The sequence below is a fragment of the Pandoraea sputorum genome (assembly GCF_000814845.2).
Lineage (GTDB): Bacteria > Pseudomonadota > Gammaproteobacteria > Burkholderiales > Burkholderiaceae > Pandoraea > Pandoraea sputorum.
This window is the reverse complement of sequence record NZ_CP010431.2, coordinates 208195-226543: the sequence shown is the minus strand read 5'-3', so window position 1 is coordinate 226543 and position 18349 is coordinate 208195. Positions and strand designations below refer to the sequence as shown.

Here is an 18349-nt window from a genome sequence, read left to right as displayed (position 1 = left end):
TTCACCCTTGTCTCAACTTGTCGGCACGGCGCATGTCGCCCTGCCTTTGCTGCCGCCCGTCGCTCAGATCTCCCTGAGCGGACGGTCCGGCCTGTTCCTGTTCGTTGACGTCGTCGATGCCGTCGATGTCGTCGATACCTGCCAGCGCTGGCCCTGACTTATCTGCGCGTGTCGCGTGCGCACGTGCCCGACTGCGGATCGAAGCTCACCGGCCATGCGTTGTCGTAGACGTCGCCCGTGCAATACGCCTCGCAGTTCGCGTGGCCGATCGTCACGTTGCCCGGATCCTGCCAGATGAGCAGCTTGCAACTGCCGCTGTTCGCGCGCAGCTCGATGCTCGGCTTCCACTGCGTCTGGTGAAAGTTCGCCAGATTGAAGTGGCAACTGCCACGGCTGCCCACCCACAGACGCCAGTCCAGCGCCTGCACCGCGTTGCCCTGCACCTTGAGCGTCGCCTGTTCGCGAAACCCGTCTTCGTCGGTCTGCGAGCAGTAACCCGAGAGGTTGACTTCGCGATAGGCGATGGGCGTCGGGCGCGAGAACGGCAGTGAGCATGACGCGAGCGTGAGCACCATACCGGCAAGCATCAAGCCCCGGGAGACCAGGGACGCCGTGCGTGCGCCGGTCGGGGCGGGAACCGTCATGTCGCGTTGCATGCGCTGGCGGCTCATGATCAGACGCCCGCCGGCGCGCGCTTGTGCCAGTCGGTCGCGCGCTGGAACGCGTCGGCCACTTGCAGCAGGCGGGCTTCGTCGAAGTAGTTGCCGATCATTTGCAGACCGACAGGGCGCGCGTTGCGTCCCGGGCCGACCGGAAGGCTCATGCCCGGCAAACCGGCCAGACTCACCGACAGCGTATAGATGTCGGCCAGATACATCTGCACCGGATCGGCGCTCTTCTCGCCGAGGTTCCACGCCACGGACGGCGCGACCGGGCCCATGATCACGTCGCACTGCGCGAACGCGTTCTGGAAGTCCTGCGCGATCAGACGGCGGATCTTCTGGGCTTGCAGATAGTAAGCGTCGTAGTAACCATGCGAGAGCACGTACGTGCCCACCAGAATGCGGCGCTTGACCTCGGTGCCGAAGCCTTCGGCACGCGACTTCTTGTACATGTCGAGCAGATCGCGGTACTCGGCCGCGCGGTGGCCGAAGCGCACGCCGTCGAAACGCGACAGGTTCGACGACGCTTCTGCCGGGGCGAGCACGTAGTACACGGGGATCGAGAGTTCCGTCTTCGGCAGCGATACCGGCACGCGCACGGCGCCCAGCTTCTCGAACTCGGCGAGCGCAGTGTCGACGGACTCGCGCACGTCGGCGTCCAGGCCGTCACCGAAGTATTCGGCGGGCAGACCGATGCGCAGACCGGCCAGCGGCTTGTCGGCCGTGGCGCCGTCCAGCGGCTTGCCCAAACCACGCGCAAAGTCTTCGTCCGCACGTTCGAGACTGGTCGAATCGCGGGCGTCGAAGCCAGCCATGCCGTTGAGCATCCATGCGCAATCCGCTGCACTATGACCGAACGGGCCGCCCTGATCCAGCGACGAAGCGAACGCGATCATGCCGTATCGCGACACGCGGCCGTATGTCGGCTTGATGCCGGTCACGCCGCAGAACGCGGCCGGCTGACGGATCGAGCCGCCGGTGTCTGTGCCGGTCGCGGCCGGCGCGAGGCGCGCGGCGACAGCCGCCGCCGAACCACCCGACGAACCGCCCGGCACGGCGAGCTTGTCCCACGGGTTCTTGACCGGACCGTAGTAGGAATTTTCGTTCGACGAGCCCATGGCGAACTCGTCCATGTTGGTCTTGCCGAGCGTGACCATGCCCGCGTTCGAGAGACGCTCGACGACGGCAGCGTCGTACGGGCTGTCGTAGCCCTTGAGCATGCGCGAGCCAGCGGTGCTGTGCCAGCCGCGCGTGACGAACACGTCCTTGTGCGCGACGGGAATGCCCAGCAGCGGCTGGTTCGCGCCGTCGCCAGCCGCGATGCGGGCGTCGGCCGCGCGCGCCTGCGCGAGACTGGTTTCGGCGTTGACGTGCACGAAGGCGTTCAGATCGGCGGCACCGGCGATGCGGTCCAGATAGTGCTGCGTCAGCTCGACGCTCGAGACACGCTTGGCGTCGAGCGCGGCGCGCAAATCCTGCAAATGAATCAGATCTTGTTCCATGATGGCGGCTTGACTGGGTAGCGCATGAAGGCGGAAGGGTTGAGGCCCCTGGTGCATGAGACGCGTGTGTCCCATCGGACAGCGTTCGCGTCTCGCGCGGGACTCACTCGATAACCTTCGGCACCAGATAGAGGCCGTCCTGCACGGCGGGTGCCGGACGCTGATTCGCCTCGCGATCGACCAGCTCCGTCACCGCATCGGTGCGCAGACGCTGAGCGACTTCCTGAATTTGTTCGATGGGATGCGCGAGCGGTGCGACGCCCGTCGTATCGACCGACTGCATCTGTTCGACGAGCGCGAAGAAGCCGTTGAGCTCCTTTTCCATGTGAGCCGCCTCGTCATCGGCCAGCTCGAGACGCGCGAGGTGAGCGATGCGTTTGACGTCTGAGAGATTCAAAGCCATGAAGAAATCCCAAAAAAATGCGCATTGGAGAGCAGCCGAATGCACGCCTGCCGCCAAAATTAGGGACAGAATGCGGAGAATCTGCGGACGAGGTCCTGACCGTCTGCCGTTTTACTCCGTGCACTGCACTGCGCAGGACGTCGGACACGCCGCACCGTGAGGCTCCCGGCGGGTTTGCCCCGGGGCTCGAATGTGGCGTCAACGTGCTCGTTTTTCCTGCAAAACCTGCGAAATTATAAGGTATCATTGCGCATTAAATTTGCGTCGGAGCGTGTTTTTGCACCCTCCGCCGCTGTCGCGCAGGTGGGCCACGGCCAGTCCGGGGGGCGCGACAGACGATCGCGCAGTCCAGTGGAAGACCCTGACGCGACGGATTTTTAACGGCAGCCCCGCCTCCTGCCCGGTACCGCATTCCTCGGTTTGTCCGCACGTTTCGCGAGCCGCCGCGTGGCGCCTGGCGATTTTTTTGCGAACAGGCCGGAACCCAGACGACAGGCAGCCGTCCCAGTCAAACGCATTGGGCGGCCTCAAGCAAACACAGGATTTTGCATGTTCGGTTTTCTTCGCAGCTATTTCTCCAACGACCTGGCCATTGACCTGGGCACGGCCAATACCCTGATCTATATGCGCGGCAAGGGCGTCGTTCTCGACGAACCTTCGGTTGTCGCCATTCGTCAGGAAGGCGGCCCGAGCGGCAAGAAGACGATTCAGGCCGTCGGTAAAGAAGCCAAACAGATGCTCGGCAAGGTGCCGGGCAACATCGAGGCGATCCGCCCGATGAAGGACGGCGTGATCGCCGACTTCACCGTGACCGAGCAGATGATCAAGCAGTTCATCAAGATGGCTCACGAGTCGCGTCTGTTTTCGCCGTCGCCGCGCATCATCATCTGCGTGCCGTGCGGATCGACCCAGGTCGAGCGTCGCGCCATCAAGGAAGCCGCGCACGGCGCCGGCGCCTCGCAGGTGTACCTGATCGAAGAGCCGATGGCCGCTGCCATCGGTGCCGGCTTGCCGGTCTCGGAAGCCACGGGCTCGATGGTCGTCGATATCGGCGGCGGTACGACCGAAGTGGGCGTGATCTCGCTGGGCGGCATCGTCTATAAGGGTTCGGTGCGTGTCGGTGGCGACAAGTTCGACGAAGCCATCGTCAACTACATCCGCCGCAACTACGGCATGCTGATCGGCGAACAAACCGCCGAAGCGATCAAGAAGGAAATCGGCTCGGCCTTCCCGGGTTCGGAAGTCAAGGAAATGGAAGTCAAGGGCCGCAACCTCTCGGAAGGGATTCCGCGCGCCTTCACCATCTCCAGCAACGAAATTCTCGAAGCCCTGACCGATCCGCTCAACCAGATCGTGTCGTCGGTGAAGATTGCACTGGAACAAACGCCACCGGAACTGGGCGCCGACATCGCCGAGCGCGGCATGATGCTCACGGGCGGTGGTGCATTGCTGCGCGATCTGGACCGTCTGCTCGCCGAAGAAACCGGCCTGCCCGTGCTCGTCGCCGAAGACCCGCTCACCTGCGTGGTGCGTGGCTCGGGCATGGCGCTCGAGCGTATGGACAAGCTCGGCAGCATCTTCTCCTACGAGTAAGCCAACGTGCGTGGTTCGTCGTCCGGCGCGGTGGGGCATTCCCTTGCACACCTCGCCCGGCACGACAGGCCGCGCAGCAATATCTCGCGCTCGGAGTCAGGCGTCACGCCGCTTGTCACGCCACTTCGTCGCGCCCGACTGACACCACTCGTGCACCGCAGCGCCTCGCTGCGCGTGCTTCCCTGAAGGGCCCACCATGCAGTACAGTCCGCCGCCACTGTTCAAACAGGGACCGTCGGCGTTGGCCCGGCTGATCTGTTTCGTCGCGCTCGCCATCGGCCTGCTCGTGGTCGACTCGCACTACAACACGCTGGAGCGGGTGCGAAGCGTCGTCGGCACCGCCCTCTATCCCGTGCAACGCATGATGCTGTTGCCGCGCGACGCCATTCTCGGCATAGCGGGCTTCTTCTCGACCGAATCGCAGCTCACCACCGAAAACGGCACGCTGCGCGCGCGTAATCTCGAACTCTCCGTCCAGGCCCAACGCAATAACCAGTTGGTGGCCGAGAACGAACATCTGCGCCAGATGCTGGCCCTGCGCGAGCGTCTGCCCGTCCCCAGCATTCCGGCAGAAATCGAATACGACACGCGCGATCCGTTCACGCAACGCGTGGTCATCGATCGCGGCACAAAGCACGGCGTGAAGCTGGGCGCGCCGGTCGTCACCGAGCAGGGCCTGCTCGGTCAGGTCTCGCGTGTGTTTCTGATGCAAAGCGAAGTCACGCTGCTGACCGACAAGGAACAGGCCGTGCCGGTGCAGGTCACGCGCAGCGGCGTGCACAGCGTGATTTACGGTGGCCTGCGCGGCGACGTGCTCGACCTGCGCTTCATTCCGCTGTCGGCCGACGTGAAGGTCGGCGACGAGATCGCCACCAGCGGCCTGGACGGCGTGTACCCCGCCGGTCTGCCGGTCGCACGCATCACCAAGGTCGACCGGGTCTCGGACACAGCGTTCGCGCGCATACTGTGTCAGCCGGTGGCCAATCTGCGCAGCCAGCGTCAGGTGCTGGTCCTGCAATACACCACGCCGCTGGCGCTGCATCCGGACGCCGCAGCCGATCTCGCACGCGCCTCCGATCCGTCGGCCAGTGGCGCAAAACCTGCGCCGAAGGGCGGCACGCGTGCCGATCCGAAGCTCGCGCCGGGCGCCCGCAAGGGTCATTGAGGAATTCACATGCCACGACCGCAATACATCCTGCTGCCGGTCAATCCGTACTTCATCGCGCTCAGTCTCGTGGTGGCGTTTCTGGTCAACCTGATGCCGTGGGGACACGCCCCCGCCATGCCCGACTTCGTCGCGCTGGTGCTGATGTTCTGGAACATCCACCAGCCGCGCAAGGTCGGCATGGGTGTGGCGTTTCTCGTCGGGTTGCTCATGGACGTGCACAACGCCGGGCTGCTGGGTGAGCATGCGCTCGCTTACACGCTGCTGTCGTACGGTGCGATCATGATTCACCGCCGTGTTCTGTTCTTCACGCTGCTCGGTCAGGCGCTCACGGTGCTGCCGTTGCTGCTGCTCGCGCACGTGGTGCCGTTCATCATTCGTCTGGCGACCGGCGCAGCATTCCCGGGCTGGTGGCCGCTCGCGGCCAGCTTCGTGGAAGCTGTGCTCTGGCCGGTGATCAGTATCTTGCTGCTGGCGCCTCAGAAACGCGCCGTCGACCGCGACGATACGCGTCCGATCTGACGGGCTTCTCCGCCCTCAGATCGCACCTACGAGCCCCGCCCAGCCAGCATGACCGAGTTCAAGAATCCCCAGCAACAACTGCAGACGTTTCACCTGCGGGTAACGGCGGCCGCGTTTTTCGTGCTGATTTGCTTCAGCCTGCTCGCGGTGCGTTTCGTCTATCTGCAAGTCTTCCGTCACAACCAGTACGCCCTGCAAGCCGACGAAAACCGCGTCTCGCTCGCGCCCATCGTGCCCAACCGTGGCGTGATCATGGATCGCAACGGGGTGGTACTGGCGCGCAATTATTCCGCCTACACGCTGGAAATCACCCCGTCGAAGATCGGCCGTCCGCTCGAAGACCTCGTCACCGATCTGTCGGACGTGATCGAGATCACGCCGCGCGACCGTGCCCGCTTCAAGAAGCTGATGGACGACAGCAAGAGCTTCGAGAGCCTGCCGATCCGCACGCGGCTGACCGACGAGGAAGTCGCCCGCTTCACCGCCCAGCGTTTCCGCTTTCCCGGCGTGGACGTGCACGCGCGCCTGTTCCGTCAATACCCGCTCGGCGAAACGGCTGCGCACGTGATCGGCTACATCGGCCGGATTTCGCAGCGCGATCGTCAGCGCATCGACGCGATGAGCGAAGAGAACGACAGCGACAGCGCCAAGTACGACATCCGCCGCGACGTCAACAACTACAAGGGCACCGATTACATCGGCAAGATCGGCGTCGAGCAAAGCTACGAGACGCAGCTCCACGGCATCACCGGTTTCGAGGAAATCGAAGTGACCGCCGGCGGCCGCCCGGTGCGCACCATCTCGCGCACCCCGGCCACGCCGGGCGACAACCTCGTGCTGTCCATCGACATCAAACTCCAGCAGGTCGCCGAACAGGCCTTCGCCGGACGTCGCGGTGCGGTGGTCGCCATCGAACCGAAGACCGGCGACGTGCTCGCCTTCGTGTCCGCGCCGAGCTTCGACCCGAACCTGTTCGTCGAAGGCATCGATCAGCAGAACTGGGACGCCCTGAACACTTCGGCCGACCGGCCGCTGCTCAACCGTCCGTTGCGCGGCACCTACCCGATCGGCTCGACGTACAAGCCGTTCATGGCGCTCGCCGCGCTCGAACTCGGCAAGCGCACGACAAGCTGGGGTTTCCAGGACACAGGCTCGTTCACACTGGGCAACCACACGTTCCGCAACGACGTGCGCAACGGTCAGGGCTGGATCGACATGTACCGCTCGATCGTGGTCTCGAACGACACGTATTACTACATGCTCGCGCACGATCTGGGCGTGAACGCCATTCATGACTTCATGGCACCGCTCGGCTTCGGTCAATTGACGGGCATCGACATCGAAGGCGAGGCGCGCGGGATCCTGCCGTCGACCGAATGGAAGCGCAAGGCATACAAGAAGCCAGCGCAACAGAAATGGTACGACGGCGAGACGATCAGTCTGGGCATCGGACAGGGCTATAACTCGTTCACGATCCTGCAACTTGCACACGCCACGGCCACGCTGGCGAACAACGGCGTGGTGATGAAGCCTCACCTCGTGAAGGCCGTCGAAGATCCCGTCTCGCATGCGCGCCAGCTGACCGTGCCGCATGAAAGTGCGCGTCTGCCGTACAAGCAGGCCGACATCGACTTCGTCAAACGGGCGATGGTCGGCGTGATCAAGGAAGGCACGGGACGTCAGGCGTTCGCCGGCGCACCGTACGATGCAGGCGGCAAGACGGGCACGGCACAGGTGTACTCGCTCGGCAAGAACGAGAAGTACAACCACAACGCGATTCCGGAGTTCAAGCGCGACCACGCCCTGTTCATCGCCTTCGCCCCGGCAGAAGATCCGAAGATCGCCATTGCGCTGATCGTCGAGAACGCCGGTTGGGGTGGCGCGCAGGCCGGTCCGGTGGCGCGACGTCTGCTCGACTACTACCTGATCGACGAGCCGAAGGAGCGCGCGGCCGAAGCCGCTGCGCTGCAAGCTGCAGCGTCAGGCGCGGGCGCCGCGTCGGCGGTCTCCGCCACGCCGGACGCACCGCCCGCCAGCGCCGCCGAACTCGACCGCACCGCGGGCGCGGCCACGACGACCGTGTCGCGGGTAGCACCGGGCGCATCGGGGGCCACTGCCACCAACGCCGCACCGCGCGTCGCAGGCGGCAAGGCGTCGGCCCCGGCAGCAGCACCTGCGACACCTCAGACGCCGCCACCACCTCAGCAAAAGCCCGCCGTAAGCCCGACCGTCGCCGACGAAGCACGCCACCGTGCTGCGATCCGCGCACAGCGCGGGCAAGGAGCAACGCCATGATGGCGCTCGACAAACATACGTGGAAAGAACAGGTCAAGCGCCTGTTTGCCGCCTTCGACAAGCCGCTCGCGCTGATCGTCTTCCTGCTGCTCTGCGTGGGACTGGTGACGCTCTACAGCGCCAGCATCGACGTACCCGGCCGTGTCGAAGATCAGATCCGCAACATCGTGCTGACCTTCATCCTGATGTGGGTGCTGGCGATGCTGCCCACTCAGACCCTCATGAAGTTCGCCGTGCCGCTCTATACCGCAGGGGTGGCGCTGCTCATCGCAGTAGCGATGTTCGGTCTGACGAAGAAGGGCGCGAAGCGCTGGCTGAACGTCGGCATGGTGATTCAGCCGTCCGAAATCATGAAGATCGCCATGCCGCTCATGCTGGCCTGGTACTTTCAGAAGCGGGAAGGCAACATTCGCTGGTTCGACTATCTGGCGGCTATCGCACTACTCGGCGTGCCTGTCGGACTGATCGCGAAGCAGCCCGACCTCGGCACGGGTCTGCTCGTGGCGGCCGCAGGTCTGTACGTCATCTATCTGGCCGGATTGTCGTGGAAGCTGATTCTGCCGGTGCTCATTGCCGGTGTCATCGGCATTGGCACGATCCTCGCGCTGGAAGACAAGATCTGTCAGCCGGATGTCGAATGGCACATCCTGCACGATTACCAGAAGCACCGCGTGTGCACGCTGCTGGACCCGACGTCCGACCCGCTCGGCAAGGGCTTCCACACGATTCAGTCGGTCATTGCCATCGGCTCCGGCGGCACGACCGGCAAGGGCTGGCTCAAGGGCACGCAAGCTCACCTCGAATTCATTCCCGAGAAGCACACCGACTTCATCTTCGCCGTGTTCGCGGAAGAGTTCGGCCTGATCGGCGAGGGCGTGCTGATCCTGCTGTATCTGCTACTGGTCGCACGCGGCCTGATGATCGCGGCGAGCGGTGCGACGCTGTTCGGACGATTACTCGCCGGTGCGGTCACGATGATCTTCTTCACCTACGCCTTCGTGAACATGGGCATGGTGAGTGGCATTCTGCCGGTGGTCGGGGTGCCATTGCCATTCATGAGCTACGGGGGCACGGCGCTGGTGACGCTCGGCCTCGGGGTCGGCATTCTCATGAGCGTGGCGCGCGAGAAGCGGCTCATGCAGAGCTAGCCCCCCAGCACCGCCTTCGACGCATCGATGCGTCACCCGAAAAACGGCAGAGCCTACGCTCTGCCGTTTTTGTTTTCGGCCGATGTTTTCGTCGATATCAATGAGCGAAACATGGGATTCGGCATAGTTCAAATCCGATACAAATGAGGCGTAAACAAAACATACGTGCATTCGCCGAGTTCACGGTCTTCATTGAGATGACCTAGGCCGACAGGCGTCATGCACATAACCGAAGGAGCACTTCGCGATGGGCATGGACATCTCCCTACAAACCGTTGCACAGAATTCACGCGCCATACTCGACATGCTGAACGCTCAGGCAAACGAAGGTATGGCGAAAGGACGAATCGGCATTCGCAAGGACGGGCAGATCACTGTCTTCAAAGGCATGGAGTTTGTCCTGCACCTCAGGCAATGTCACCGCGCGAAACAGCTTCTGAAAGCGCAAGAACTAATCGCCGAAAGGAAGTCGCCCGTCTCTTCGCTGGTGTCCTCGCTCAAGCTCAACAGCGTCCGTCTGGATAAACGGCCGGTGAGCGAACTGATCCTCAGGTTGAACCGGTCCAATGTCATGGACCGCCAGACCGGTGCCGGATCTGCGGCGCAGGTCTTGCTCACGACACGCTCGGAAGCGGTTTCGTCGATTGAGCCCGCGACGTGGACGGGCCCGGTTAAGCACGAGGAACTCTATCTCGCGGTCATGGCGGAGACCATGAAGATCTGGGATAAGTACCGCGAATCTGCTGGCAACGATACCCCCCACGTAGCAGCCAATCCGCTGAGCGTCGCCCTCCCGCAAGCGCCGACCGAATGCGATGCAAAGCCAGCTCTCCCGCCCAAGAGCAACCCGTCCGCCCTGCAAAGAAACGTCAGTCGTGCACGGATGGCATACGGCGACCCGACGCCCGTCTACACCGCTGACGCACTGCAAGTCGAGCGTCCCACGTCGCCAACGCGGGTCGAGTCGACACCGCGATATCCCGTCTAATGCCTCATCGAGAGGAAAAGTCAGGCTATGACCAGTATCTCGCTGCAATCGGTCGCGTACAATTCGCGCGCCGCGCTCGACAGGTTGGGGGAGCCGGGTAACGGCGCGACCATCGAAAATGGGCGCATCGGCATCAACGACAAAGGTCAGCTCGTTGTCTTCAAGGGCAAGACATTCCTGCTGCACCTTCAGCAGTGCTACCGGGCGGACAAACTCATCAAAGCGAACGACTTGTCGACGCACGCAAGCGCGTCGTTGCGCTCTGCGCTCAAGTTCAAAGACCTCCGACTGGGCAAGCAGTCTACGGACACGCTGATCAGGCGGATGAACCTGACCAATGCGTTGCGAAAGATCGATGGCGCGTCCGACAAGGCCGTCTGCTTCGAATCTCTTCTCGCGGGCATGCCCGACAAGACCTCGTCGAGCGGCAGTCCCCGTTCGCCGCACTCGCAGGCGAGCGTGCGGATTACAACGCAACCGCCGATGGCGTTGCAGGACCTGAAATGGTTGGTATCAACGGCCAATGACAACCTCGGGACTCCGGTGGCCGCCACCCCACCGAAGCGGCCACCGCGCAAGATCGACCCGCCCTTTATGCATCATCCGCTGCCGTCCAGCCCCTCACCGTCGACGGTGTCGTCGCACTCGTTCGAGTTCTTGCCCGGTACGCCACCGCAAACGCAAACGCCAACATCGGGGACAGCGCCGCCGTCATCGATAGCGACGGCGTCCGACAATGCGCGAACAAGCACGCGCAATACCAGCGACTCCCCGGCATTCCTCGACGACTTGCATCGGGGAGGTGTGGCCAGAGATGCATTGATCCGAACGATGCTCGTGAACAGCGCTTCGTAGTCTGCACGGCCCGTCGCCATGCGCATGTGTCCCGCGATGCGCATGCCGCTGCTGACCTCCTCGATACGCCATATCCCAGCGTATACGATGAGCCAAACCTGCAAGCGGCTGAGCGCTACGGGCACGACCATAGTCTTTCGAACGCTCTGGAATCGGGAGGCATTTCAACGCATGGCATCGATCCATACCCAGATCAACGCCGCCACCATGACCAGTGACGAAGCCGAGCAGCTTCATCGTCTGATCTGTCGACACTCTGTCGATCCCGCCCGTACGACCGTCGGCGTGAATCGTGACGGTCAACTGGTTCTGCTCGTGGGATGGAGCGCTTACCGACATCCGCATCTGTGGCGTCGCGCGCGCGACATGGCGCTTGCCGCGCTGGCTAGTGCCGACGCATCCACCCAGTGGCGCACGCATGCGCCATCGGACGCACGCATCGGCGCTCCGGATGCCGTGCGCCCCGGCGTGCGCGCCATGCGCCTCGATCAGCCGTTCGTCATGGTCTGGCTGCTGCGCAACGCCACAGCCGCCGTGAGGGCTCGTTTGCTGCAAGGCATCAAGCGGCAGCTCGACTGGCGCGGCAACCCGGATACCTGTGGCGTCGATCTCCTCGGCAACGACCGGCCGCAAGACGCACTGTCCGAGCTCAAACATCGCATGGGATCGGCCCAGCATGTCGTGGGCCACTACAAGCTGGTCACGGAGAGTAACGCGTCCTATCGCGATCACTATCATCGCGAATTGTCGACCCGTCACCACCGCACGCTCTGGGTTGCACGTCAAACGGCGTTGCGCAGTTTCGACGGAGCGTTGCTCCCGGCCAATGTCATTCGCGTGAACCATCTGCCCCTGGCGGTCGTCTGCCAGACGCCGCTGCCGGGCACGCTCGAAGCCTTCTTGTGGTTGCTGATGAAGCTGCGTCCGTCGGTCGTCGTGCACGTCACTCCGCAATGCGAGCCGCACGGCGCTGAGCGCCACGAGGGTGCCATTCGCGTGAGTCGACGCCACATCACCACCAGCACGGCCGCGACCTTCGTCACTGACTTCAGCGTGTACTCCACGACGCTTCGCACCAGCGCGAGCGAGGTCACGTTCTCGGTACTGCACGCGCCCTACCGACATGCGACGGATGTGCCGTCCGACCGGTTGTACGTCACGCAAACGTTGCAGTTCGTCGAAAACGCCATGCGACATGTGTCGCCGCCGGACGACACGAGCGGCAAGTCCACCGGCGGCATCCCCACCGGATACCCCGTGATCGTTTTCGACGAGCCCGAGGGCATCGCCGGGGTTCTGGTCACGGCGCTCGCCATGTCGCGAGACGTCCACGAACATCTCAGCGTGGAGGAAATCGTCACCGATATCCGGCTCACAGCTTCCCCGCAGCTGATCGGCACCCACCATCAGCTCGACGTCATCGGTGCGTTTGCCGACGACCTGCGAAGACCGTTGCTCAAACATCGCTGATTTGTCGATTCGTGGATTTGCTGCTGCGGTGTCGTCACGTCGCGAAATGTCTTCGCAACACCCTGAGGAACGGTACGAATCACCGTTCCTTCCTGCCCCCCTTCATGCGATGCGATCGCAACAGGAGACCTGCCATGTCGTCCCAGGCCACCGTGACCCCATCCCCCGGACGCACCGCGACCGTGGCATCCCGGCGTTCGGTTCGCGTGCCGTCAGCCGAGGCGCTAACGCTGACGCGTCAGCCGACGGACGAGAAATCGCCCCGCGATTCGCAGATGCTCAGGCACGCGAAGCGTACGCTGGCCGTACGTCGCGAGCCGCCTCGTGCGCCCGACATCGAGCGCTATCTGAAGCGCTGGCTGACCGCGCCGCCCGCCCTCCTGATTACGCTCGCCTCAGACGACGAACTGCTCACCCGCAACACCGCCTATCCGCTACTCGCGCCAATGAGCCGCCGTTTCGGCGACATCGGTTTCAGCAGCTATCTTTTGACGCAAAGCGACTGCGGGCAGCAGGGTACGCATTTGCGCACATGCGTTATCTCCATCACGCACGGCTGCGACGTTGTCACGTTTCCGGCACTGCAGGCATGGACCGACGACGGCGACGCTATCGTCGGCGCCCAAGCCCTGTCCCATCTGCATCAGGCCGCCGAACGACTCAAGGCGACGACCCCTGCACAACACCTGCAACGTCTGGATTTCTATCGGACGCAGACGCTTATCGCGCCAAAGCACCTGCCCATCGTGCAATCGACGCACCGCACGGCGCGCCTCGGCATGTGGCTCGCCGCTAGTGTGCTGCTGGACCAGAGCAATCTGTCGCTGGACACCGTGTTGCGTGACATCCGCATCGGGCCGACGAAGTTCGATCCGACCTTCCGCCAGCATCAGGAGCTGACCCGACTCGCGCGCACTCGCCATCGACGCGGCGCGACGAAACCCGCGCACGACACGTCGAGAACCCATGGCAGCGATGTCGGCGATGTCGGCGATAGTAAAGCCGCGCCCGGCAGCGACTCCCTTTCATCCCCTCTCTCAAGGACGTTCCCCGATGCAAGACCTACATTCCTTTCACAACGTTGTCGGTGAGTTGCTGCATCACATCGGCTTTTTCTCATTCGAACCGGCCCCGGATCAGGAAGTCGTGAGTCTCGATGTCGAAGACCGCATGTCGCTGCACTTTGGCGCGATCGATCATGTGTCCTGGTTCATGCTCGCCGAAATCAACGAAACGCCCACGACCGATGCCCTGGCCGCCGCCCTGCAGGCCAATCATCTGCGCGCGGACTTCCGTCAGCCGGTGTTTTCGCTCAATGACAACGGCACGCTCAATTGCTGGATGAAGATGCCGCTCGACGGGCAGGACCGCGCCACGCTGGCCGACGCGTTCGGCGAACTACTGGATGTCGCGCAAGCACTCCCTGCGGCCCACTGACCCCATCATTCACAGGAGCTAAATCATGGCCGTTCCACTGTCGAGAGACACAGACGATTTACGTATGCAACTGAGTGCCATGCCATCGGATACGAAGATCGGCATGAACAAGTGCGGCGTTGTCGTCCAATACGGAGGGCTCGACTACTGCCTTCATCCGCAGCAGAGTGTGCGGGCATGCAATTTCATTCTGAATCGGGAACTCACCCCCAAACGCATGCCATCGGCGTGGAGTCGATTCGCCGCGCAGATACGCGCCGTATTCTCGGGCGTGAAAGCGTCCCGACTGCTCAGGGTCCTGAACAGCCGGGCGGTGCAGTCTGTGGAGCGTCTTTCGGTTCGAGGCGGTTTTAGCGGATCTGCGCAGAGGACCGCGCATTCGTCATCGGCCATCCGTTCCTTCAAGTTCGAATGCCCTGCGAACGATGACCGGTTGATCGATGCCGCACAAGCCAAACTTGCTGCGTTTCGCGCGCGGACTGCGCTGAATCAGGCCACTGCGCCGAAAACGGAGACGCTCACCCAAGGTTCCGTGCGACGCAACACTCCCGATGCGGTGACGCCATCGACGACAGCGTCGCCCTCGTCACCGTCATCGCCTTCGTCACGACCGCCAACACGGCCGTCCATCGGTGTTCCGCCCCCCAATCTGCTTCCGCCCAGCCACCCCGGCCCAGCGTCGGGAGTGACGCACAACGCTAACCGATGACGCCGCCGCAGGGCGTGGTGTGCGCTACGCCCTGCGGCTTCTTTCCTGCCTCGTCTCACGTATCGCTTTCACGCAGCGAGTATCGACGTGCCACCATTGCGGTCGTTTCCACGATTGCCGCTCACGCCCCTATTGGTCTCGCCTTCGAGGTCCGGCAACCGCTTGCCGCCCACCGAAAGGTGCCACTTTCCCGACACCTTCTCGCCGTAGCCGCCTTTCACGTAAGCCAGCATGAACTCGGCCATCGCAGCATTGGTCTTTGCCCTGTGATTTGGGGTCGGCGCTTGCGCGAGATCTCCTGCGGCCTCGCGCAGTGCATCGAGCAAGTGTCGTGTGGCGGGCACCTCCTGCACGATGCGCTGAAGATCGGCTTCGAGCGTCGTTCCGGGCACGGGGGTCGCCATCTGGAAATACATCTCGTCGAGTTCGTCCTTGTGACGCGCCGAGAAGTCCTGCCACCAGGCACCACCGCCATCCGATGCACTCGTCAGACGCTGTCGCATCATCGGCGCGAGCATGTCGAGACAATGGCTACCCATGGTCAGCAAGTCTGCCGAATGACCGGCCCACGACACACCCGCCGTCACGGACACCGGCGTCGGCGTCTTGCCGCCCACGCCACAGGTCGAATTAACGCCGCGAACGGAATACATCAGGGCGACGCCATCCTCTTTGAGCTTGAAACGCATCGTCGTCGTCACGCCTGCGTTCGCATCGATGCCTACGTTGCTCAGCGCACTGCCGATTTCAGCCACGCCCCATACGCTGCCCGAGCGCACGCCTACCGCGTCGAGCGCCTGCGCAACGGCATGCGCGACGTCGACCGTGCCAGCGAGATCGATCGTGAGAAAGCTGCCGCAATAGTAGGGGTCTTCGTCCTCCGTCACCTTCTCGTACGTGACATTTCCGTGAATGCCGTCCGGCAGTAGCGCGCCCAGCCCGACGCCCACATTCAGTTCGGCTTGCCACTTGCTTTGTCGACTGTTCAGTTCGTAGACCGCCAGCGAGTGGGGACGCAAGATGCGCTCTCGCTCCTTGAACAGCTCCATGAAGATCGCCTCTACCTCCGGCGCCAGATCTCCGCTGAGTTTGAGTAACGCGAACTGTTCGAGCAGATATTGCGCGCGCGCCTCCATATCCTCGATGCCGCTCCCGTGCCGCCCCGTCATGAGTTCGGACGTGATCTCCCTGCTGGACTGTTTCAGATGTGCCCGCATCACCTCCAGCAACTTCTCGGGCGTACAGACAAGGGTCGACCCGGACAACAGTCGACGCGCGACATCCGGCTTCGATTCGGCCAGCGCCAGAATGTCCAGACGCGCCTGCTTGATCGTCACAAACTTCCGGCCGGCCGCCGAGAGACTCGCCGAAACGCCGATATTGGCGGACACACCGGCATGCACCTCCCCCATGTACGTGTGCTGACGCTCGACGGGCTGTTTAGCCAAACCGTATCGCGCAATGTCGAGGCTTTTGCCGCACAAGGCGATCAGATCGTCTTCCAGACAATCGCTACTGAAATCCGCGCGTGCGCGATCGGACTCGTAGGACGAAGAGATCGTGAACAAGTCACGAATCTTGGCGATCAGCGCGATCGGACTATGCCTGATCCACGTCGTGAATTTGTGGCTCGCGCTTGTGACGTAGTCGACCAGCGATCCGTAAATTTCCGAGCGCGACGCAGCGACCGACAGTCCCAGCTCTGCCTCGACGAACGACAGCACGTCCGCGTCGGCCGAGAGCGTGACCTTGTCCGTACGTGAATCGACCACCCACTCTGTGGGCGTGACCGATAATGTCGAATCGCATGTGTAAGTCACGCCCGCGCCTACGCCAGGCACCACGTTGGCACCGACGCCGCCGCGCATCCGGAAAGACTGCGACGCACCCGGCTTCATCGTACTCAACCGGTCTTTCAGCCCGTCGTTCAGACGCTGTTTGACGCACTCATGGACGCTAACTTCGAAATGCCATTTCAGGGAACGGCTGGCGCGCAATGCTGCGGGCACAAGCTTCTTTTCCCAGGTCTTCTTGTTGATGTGACGCTCCAGCGCGCTTTGCATCGACCGAAAGAGCTCCGAGCACGCCCGCATCTCCCGCGCCGACATTTGCGCGCCGGACGATACGCGCAAGAAGTCCCGTACTTCGGCCTTGAGCCTGTCGTGGGCGCGCCCTTTGTCGGGCAGTCCCAGCGTGGTCCGGCAGTCCTGGTAGACGTTCCAGAGCGCGGAGATCGCCACACGGGTATCGGCGCGCGATAGCGGCGGCTTCCCGGCATCGCGTTGCACCCGTGTGGCGGGCACGTCGTCGCTATCGTTGCTCGCCTGAAAAAGGCGATCGTCGTTCCGGATACACGTGTCGAATTCGTTTTGCGAAATGTCGACCTGATCTGACGCTGGCGTTGCGACCGCAATGTGTTCACTCAGCGTCGACTGAACCATAAATGCCATAAAGTTGTGCCCCCTCTCAAATACCGGTGCCTGCTTGCGCTGCTGCAAGCAGGCGCTTGCGCCGGCGTCACCGCATAAACACCTCTGACAAGATCATGTCGATGCAAGCCACGATATCTGCACGGGTGCCACGCACCGCGCTGCCATACATCAGCAGCATGCGACGCGACTCGAACAGCGAAGGGCCATACAGCCAGGATTCGCACTGCGCCGTACGTCCGCCGAATCGCACATCCGGCAGCCCCCCTCCTGCGAACGACACCATGAACGTCAGATCACCATGCGCGTATTCGAGCAACCAGTACGGCTCGACGCCCACCACCGAGCGCGCTTGCAGGAACGTGCCGAACGTCTGTGGCAACGCGCTGAGCAGCAACGCGGAAATGGCATGCGTCATGACGACATCACCACACGTTTGACGCGGTCCGAGACATGCAGAAAATCGTGTATCGCGTCCATGCACGTCTCGAACGTCTCCCACGGCCCGACATATCGATGCAGCACCAGCAGCGGTCCTCGCGTGCCGAACAGGAAGCCTCGTCGGCAAAGCATGAGATTCATCGTCAAAGCGCGGACTGCGCCATCGTCGTCGACAGCACGCATGCATCGCTCGATGAGCGTGCCGGCGGATTGCCGAATCGAGCACGTGTCCAGATCGCGCGCCTCGAAGAAGATCGTTTCGTGCCGCATCGTCACATCGACCTGCCAACGCTCATGCATCGCCGCGCAGATTCGTGCTAGAGCCACTTCGTCCTGCACCACGGGCAGCGACCGGTCAGTCTGACGGGTCGCTGCCAGCCGTCGCAGCGCGGATGCCGAAATCGACGTACCGGACTCACGGTCTGCTTCCATGATTTCTTATGGGTTGGGGACTGTCGGGAACATGTCTTGCTTCTGGGCATGATCCCGGTCTTCTCCCAGGAGTGCATTTCATCTTTCGCCCATGCCGACACGATTGGAATGCGCTTCCGACCCAAATTCGTCGGGAATCGGCCCAAATTTCTGCATCGAGCCCCCCGGAATCCATGGTTCCTCGCATAGTCTCCACGCTTTGAGGAACATGATTTCGCCGGCCCCCCCGCGGCGATGATTCCGAGCGCAGAGGTCTCGCACACTTCCGGCTTTCGGCAGGTCGGACCTGCAGTCGTCT

Annotated in this window: 18 protein-coding genes; 11 read left to right on the top strand and 7 right to left on the bottom strand. The window is 62.9% G+C overall.

The window, feature by feature from the left end:
• Positions 1 to 7 precede the first annotated feature (7 nt).
• The gene (locus tag NA29_RS25625; RefSeq protein WP_157127334.1) at positions 8 to 157 is read left to right on the top strand and encodes a hypothetical protein; all 150 of its coding nucleotides are present in this window, start codon (positions 8 to 10) and stop codon (positions 155 to 157) included.
• A gap of 1 nt (position 158) precedes the next feature.
• On the opposite strand, the gene NA29_RS00975 is transcribed toward NA29_RS25625, so the two are convergent.
• From NA29_RS00975 to gatC, 3 genes are all read right to left on the bottom strand, one after another.
• Positions 159 to 587, bottom strand: coding sequence for a hypothetical protein (locus NA29_RS00975; RefSeq protein WP_224786757.1), 429 nt, complete (start codon positions 585 to 587; stop codon positions 159 to 161).
• Positions 588 to 673: 86 nt separating this feature from the next.
• A complete protein-coding gene (gene gatA, locus NA29_RS00970; protein WP_095178404.1) occupies positions 674 to 2164 on the bottom strand; it encodes an Asp-tRNA(Asn)/Glu-tRNA(Gln) amidotransferase subunit GatA in 1491 nt (496 codons plus the stop codon).
• 103 nt (positions 2165 to 2267) lie between these two features.
• Positions 2268 to 2567, bottom strand: coding sequence for an Asp-tRNA(Asn)/Glu-tRNA(Gln) amidotransferase subunit GatC (gene gatC / locus NA29_RS00965; protein WP_039394713.1), 300 nt, complete (start codon positions 2565 to 2567; stop codon positions 2268 to 2270).
• A 549-nt stretch (positions 2568 to 3116) separates the two neighbouring features.
• On the opposite strand from gatC, the gene NA29_RS00960 reads away from it, so the two are divergent.
• The 10 genes from NA29_RS00960 to NA29_RS00915 all read left to right on the top strand — a co-directional run bounded on the left by NA29_RS00960 (position 3117) and on the right by NA29_RS00915 (position 14040).
• A complete protein-coding gene (locus NA29_RS00960; protein ID WP_010805637.1) occupies positions 3117 to 4160 on the top strand; it encodes a rod shape-determining protein in 1044 nt (347 codons plus the stop codon).
• A 196-nt stretch (positions 4161 to 4356) separates the two neighbouring features.
• Positions 4357 to 5325 carry a rod shape-determining protein MreC gene (gene mreC, locus NA29_RS00955; protein WP_039394710.1) on the top strand — a complete coding sequence of 323 codons (969 nt, stop codon included), beginning with the start codon at positions 4357 to 4359 and terminating at the stop codon, positions 5323 to 5325.
• A gap of 9 nt (positions 5326 to 5334) precedes the next feature.
• On the top strand, positions 5335 to 5847 hold the full coding sequence (gene mreD / locus NA29_RS00950) for a rod shape-determining protein MreD (RefSeq protein WP_039394706.1): 513 nt from the start codon (positions 5335 to 5337) through the stop codon (positions 5845 to 5847).
• Between the two features lie 48 nt (positions 5848 to 5895).
• Positions 5896 to 8142 carry a penicillin-binding protein 2 gene (gene mrdA, locus NA29_RS00945; protein WP_072633166.1) on the top strand — a complete coding sequence of 749 codons (2247 nt, stop codon included), beginning with the start codon at positions 5896 to 5898 and terminating at the stop codon, positions 8140 to 8142.
• On the top strand, positions 8142 to 9290 hold the full coding sequence (gene rodA / locus NA29_RS00940) for a rod shape-determining protein RodA (RefSeq protein WP_039401937.1): 1149 nt from the start codon (positions 8142 to 8144) through the stop codon (positions 9288 to 9290). Before mrdA ends, rodA begins: the two co-directional genes overlap by 1 nt.
• Before the next feature lie 247 nt (positions 9291 to 9537).
• Positions 9538 to 10278, top strand: coding sequence for a hypothetical protein (locus NA29_RS00935; RefSeq protein ID WP_039394703.1), 741 nt, complete (start codon positions 9538 to 9540; stop codon positions 10276 to 10278).
• A gap of 27 nt (positions 10279 to 10305) precedes the next feature.
• Positions 10306 to 11133 (top strand): hypothetical protein, encoded by an 828-nt coding sequence (locus NA29_RS00930; protein WP_039394700.1) that lies wholly within the window; start codon positions 10306 to 10308, stop codon positions 11131 to 11133.
• Positions 11134 to 11304: 171 nt separating this feature from the next.
• Positions 11305 to 12603: a protein-tyrosine phosphatase family protein gene (locus NA29_RS00925; protein ID WP_039394697.1), complete on the top strand. Its 1299-nt coding sequence runs from the start codon at positions 11305 to 11307 to the stop codon at positions 12601 to 12603.
• Between the two features lie 134 nt (positions 12604 to 12737).
• On the top strand, positions 12738 to 13694 hold the full coding sequence (locus NA29_RS25940) for a hypothetical protein (RefSeq protein ID WP_157744752.1): 957 nt from the start codon (positions 12738 to 12740) through the stop codon (positions 13692 to 13694).
• The gene (locus NA29_RS00915; RefSeq protein ID WP_157744751.1) at positions 13657 to 14040 is read left to right on the top strand and encodes a CesT family type III secretion system chaperone; all 384 of its coding nucleotides are present in this window, start codon (positions 13657 to 13659) and stop codon (positions 14038 to 14040) included. The genes NA29_RS25940 and NA29_RS00915 overlap by 38 nt, the downstream gene beginning before the upstream one ends.
• 489 nt (positions 14041 to 14529) lie before the next feature.
• Here the strand turns inward: NA29_RS00915 and NA29_RS25620 are convergent, their stop codons facing one another.
• The 4 genes from NA29_RS25620 to NA29_RS00900 form a co-directional block, all read right to left on the bottom strand.
• The gene (locus NA29_RS25620; RefSeq protein WP_157127333.1) at positions 14530 to 14670 is read right to left on the bottom strand and encodes a hypothetical protein; all 141 of its coding nucleotides are present in this window, start codon (positions 14668 to 14670) and stop codon (positions 14530 to 14532) included.
• A gap of 147 nt (positions 14671 to 14817) precedes the next feature.
• Entirely contained in the window at positions 14818 to 17199 is a 2382-nt protein-coding gene (locus NA29_RS00910; RefSeq protein ID WP_157127330.1) for a hypothetical protein, read from the bottom strand.
• 67 nt (positions 17200 to 17266) lie between these two features.
• Positions 17267 to 17596 (bottom strand): hypothetical protein, encoded by a 330-nt coding sequence (locus tag NA29_RS00905; RefSeq protein WP_039394685.1) that lies wholly within the window; start codon positions 17594 to 17596, stop codon positions 17267 to 17269.
• Positions 17593 to 18051 carry a hypothetical protein gene (locus NA29_RS00900; RefSeq protein ID WP_039394681.1) on the bottom strand — a complete coding sequence of 153 codons (459 nt, stop codon included), beginning with the start codon at positions 18049 to 18051 and terminating at the stop codon, positions 17593 to 17595. The genes NA29_RS00905 and NA29_RS00900 overlap by 4 nt, the downstream gene beginning before the upstream one ends.
• Between the last annotated feature and the right edge of the window lie 298 nt (positions 18052 to 18349).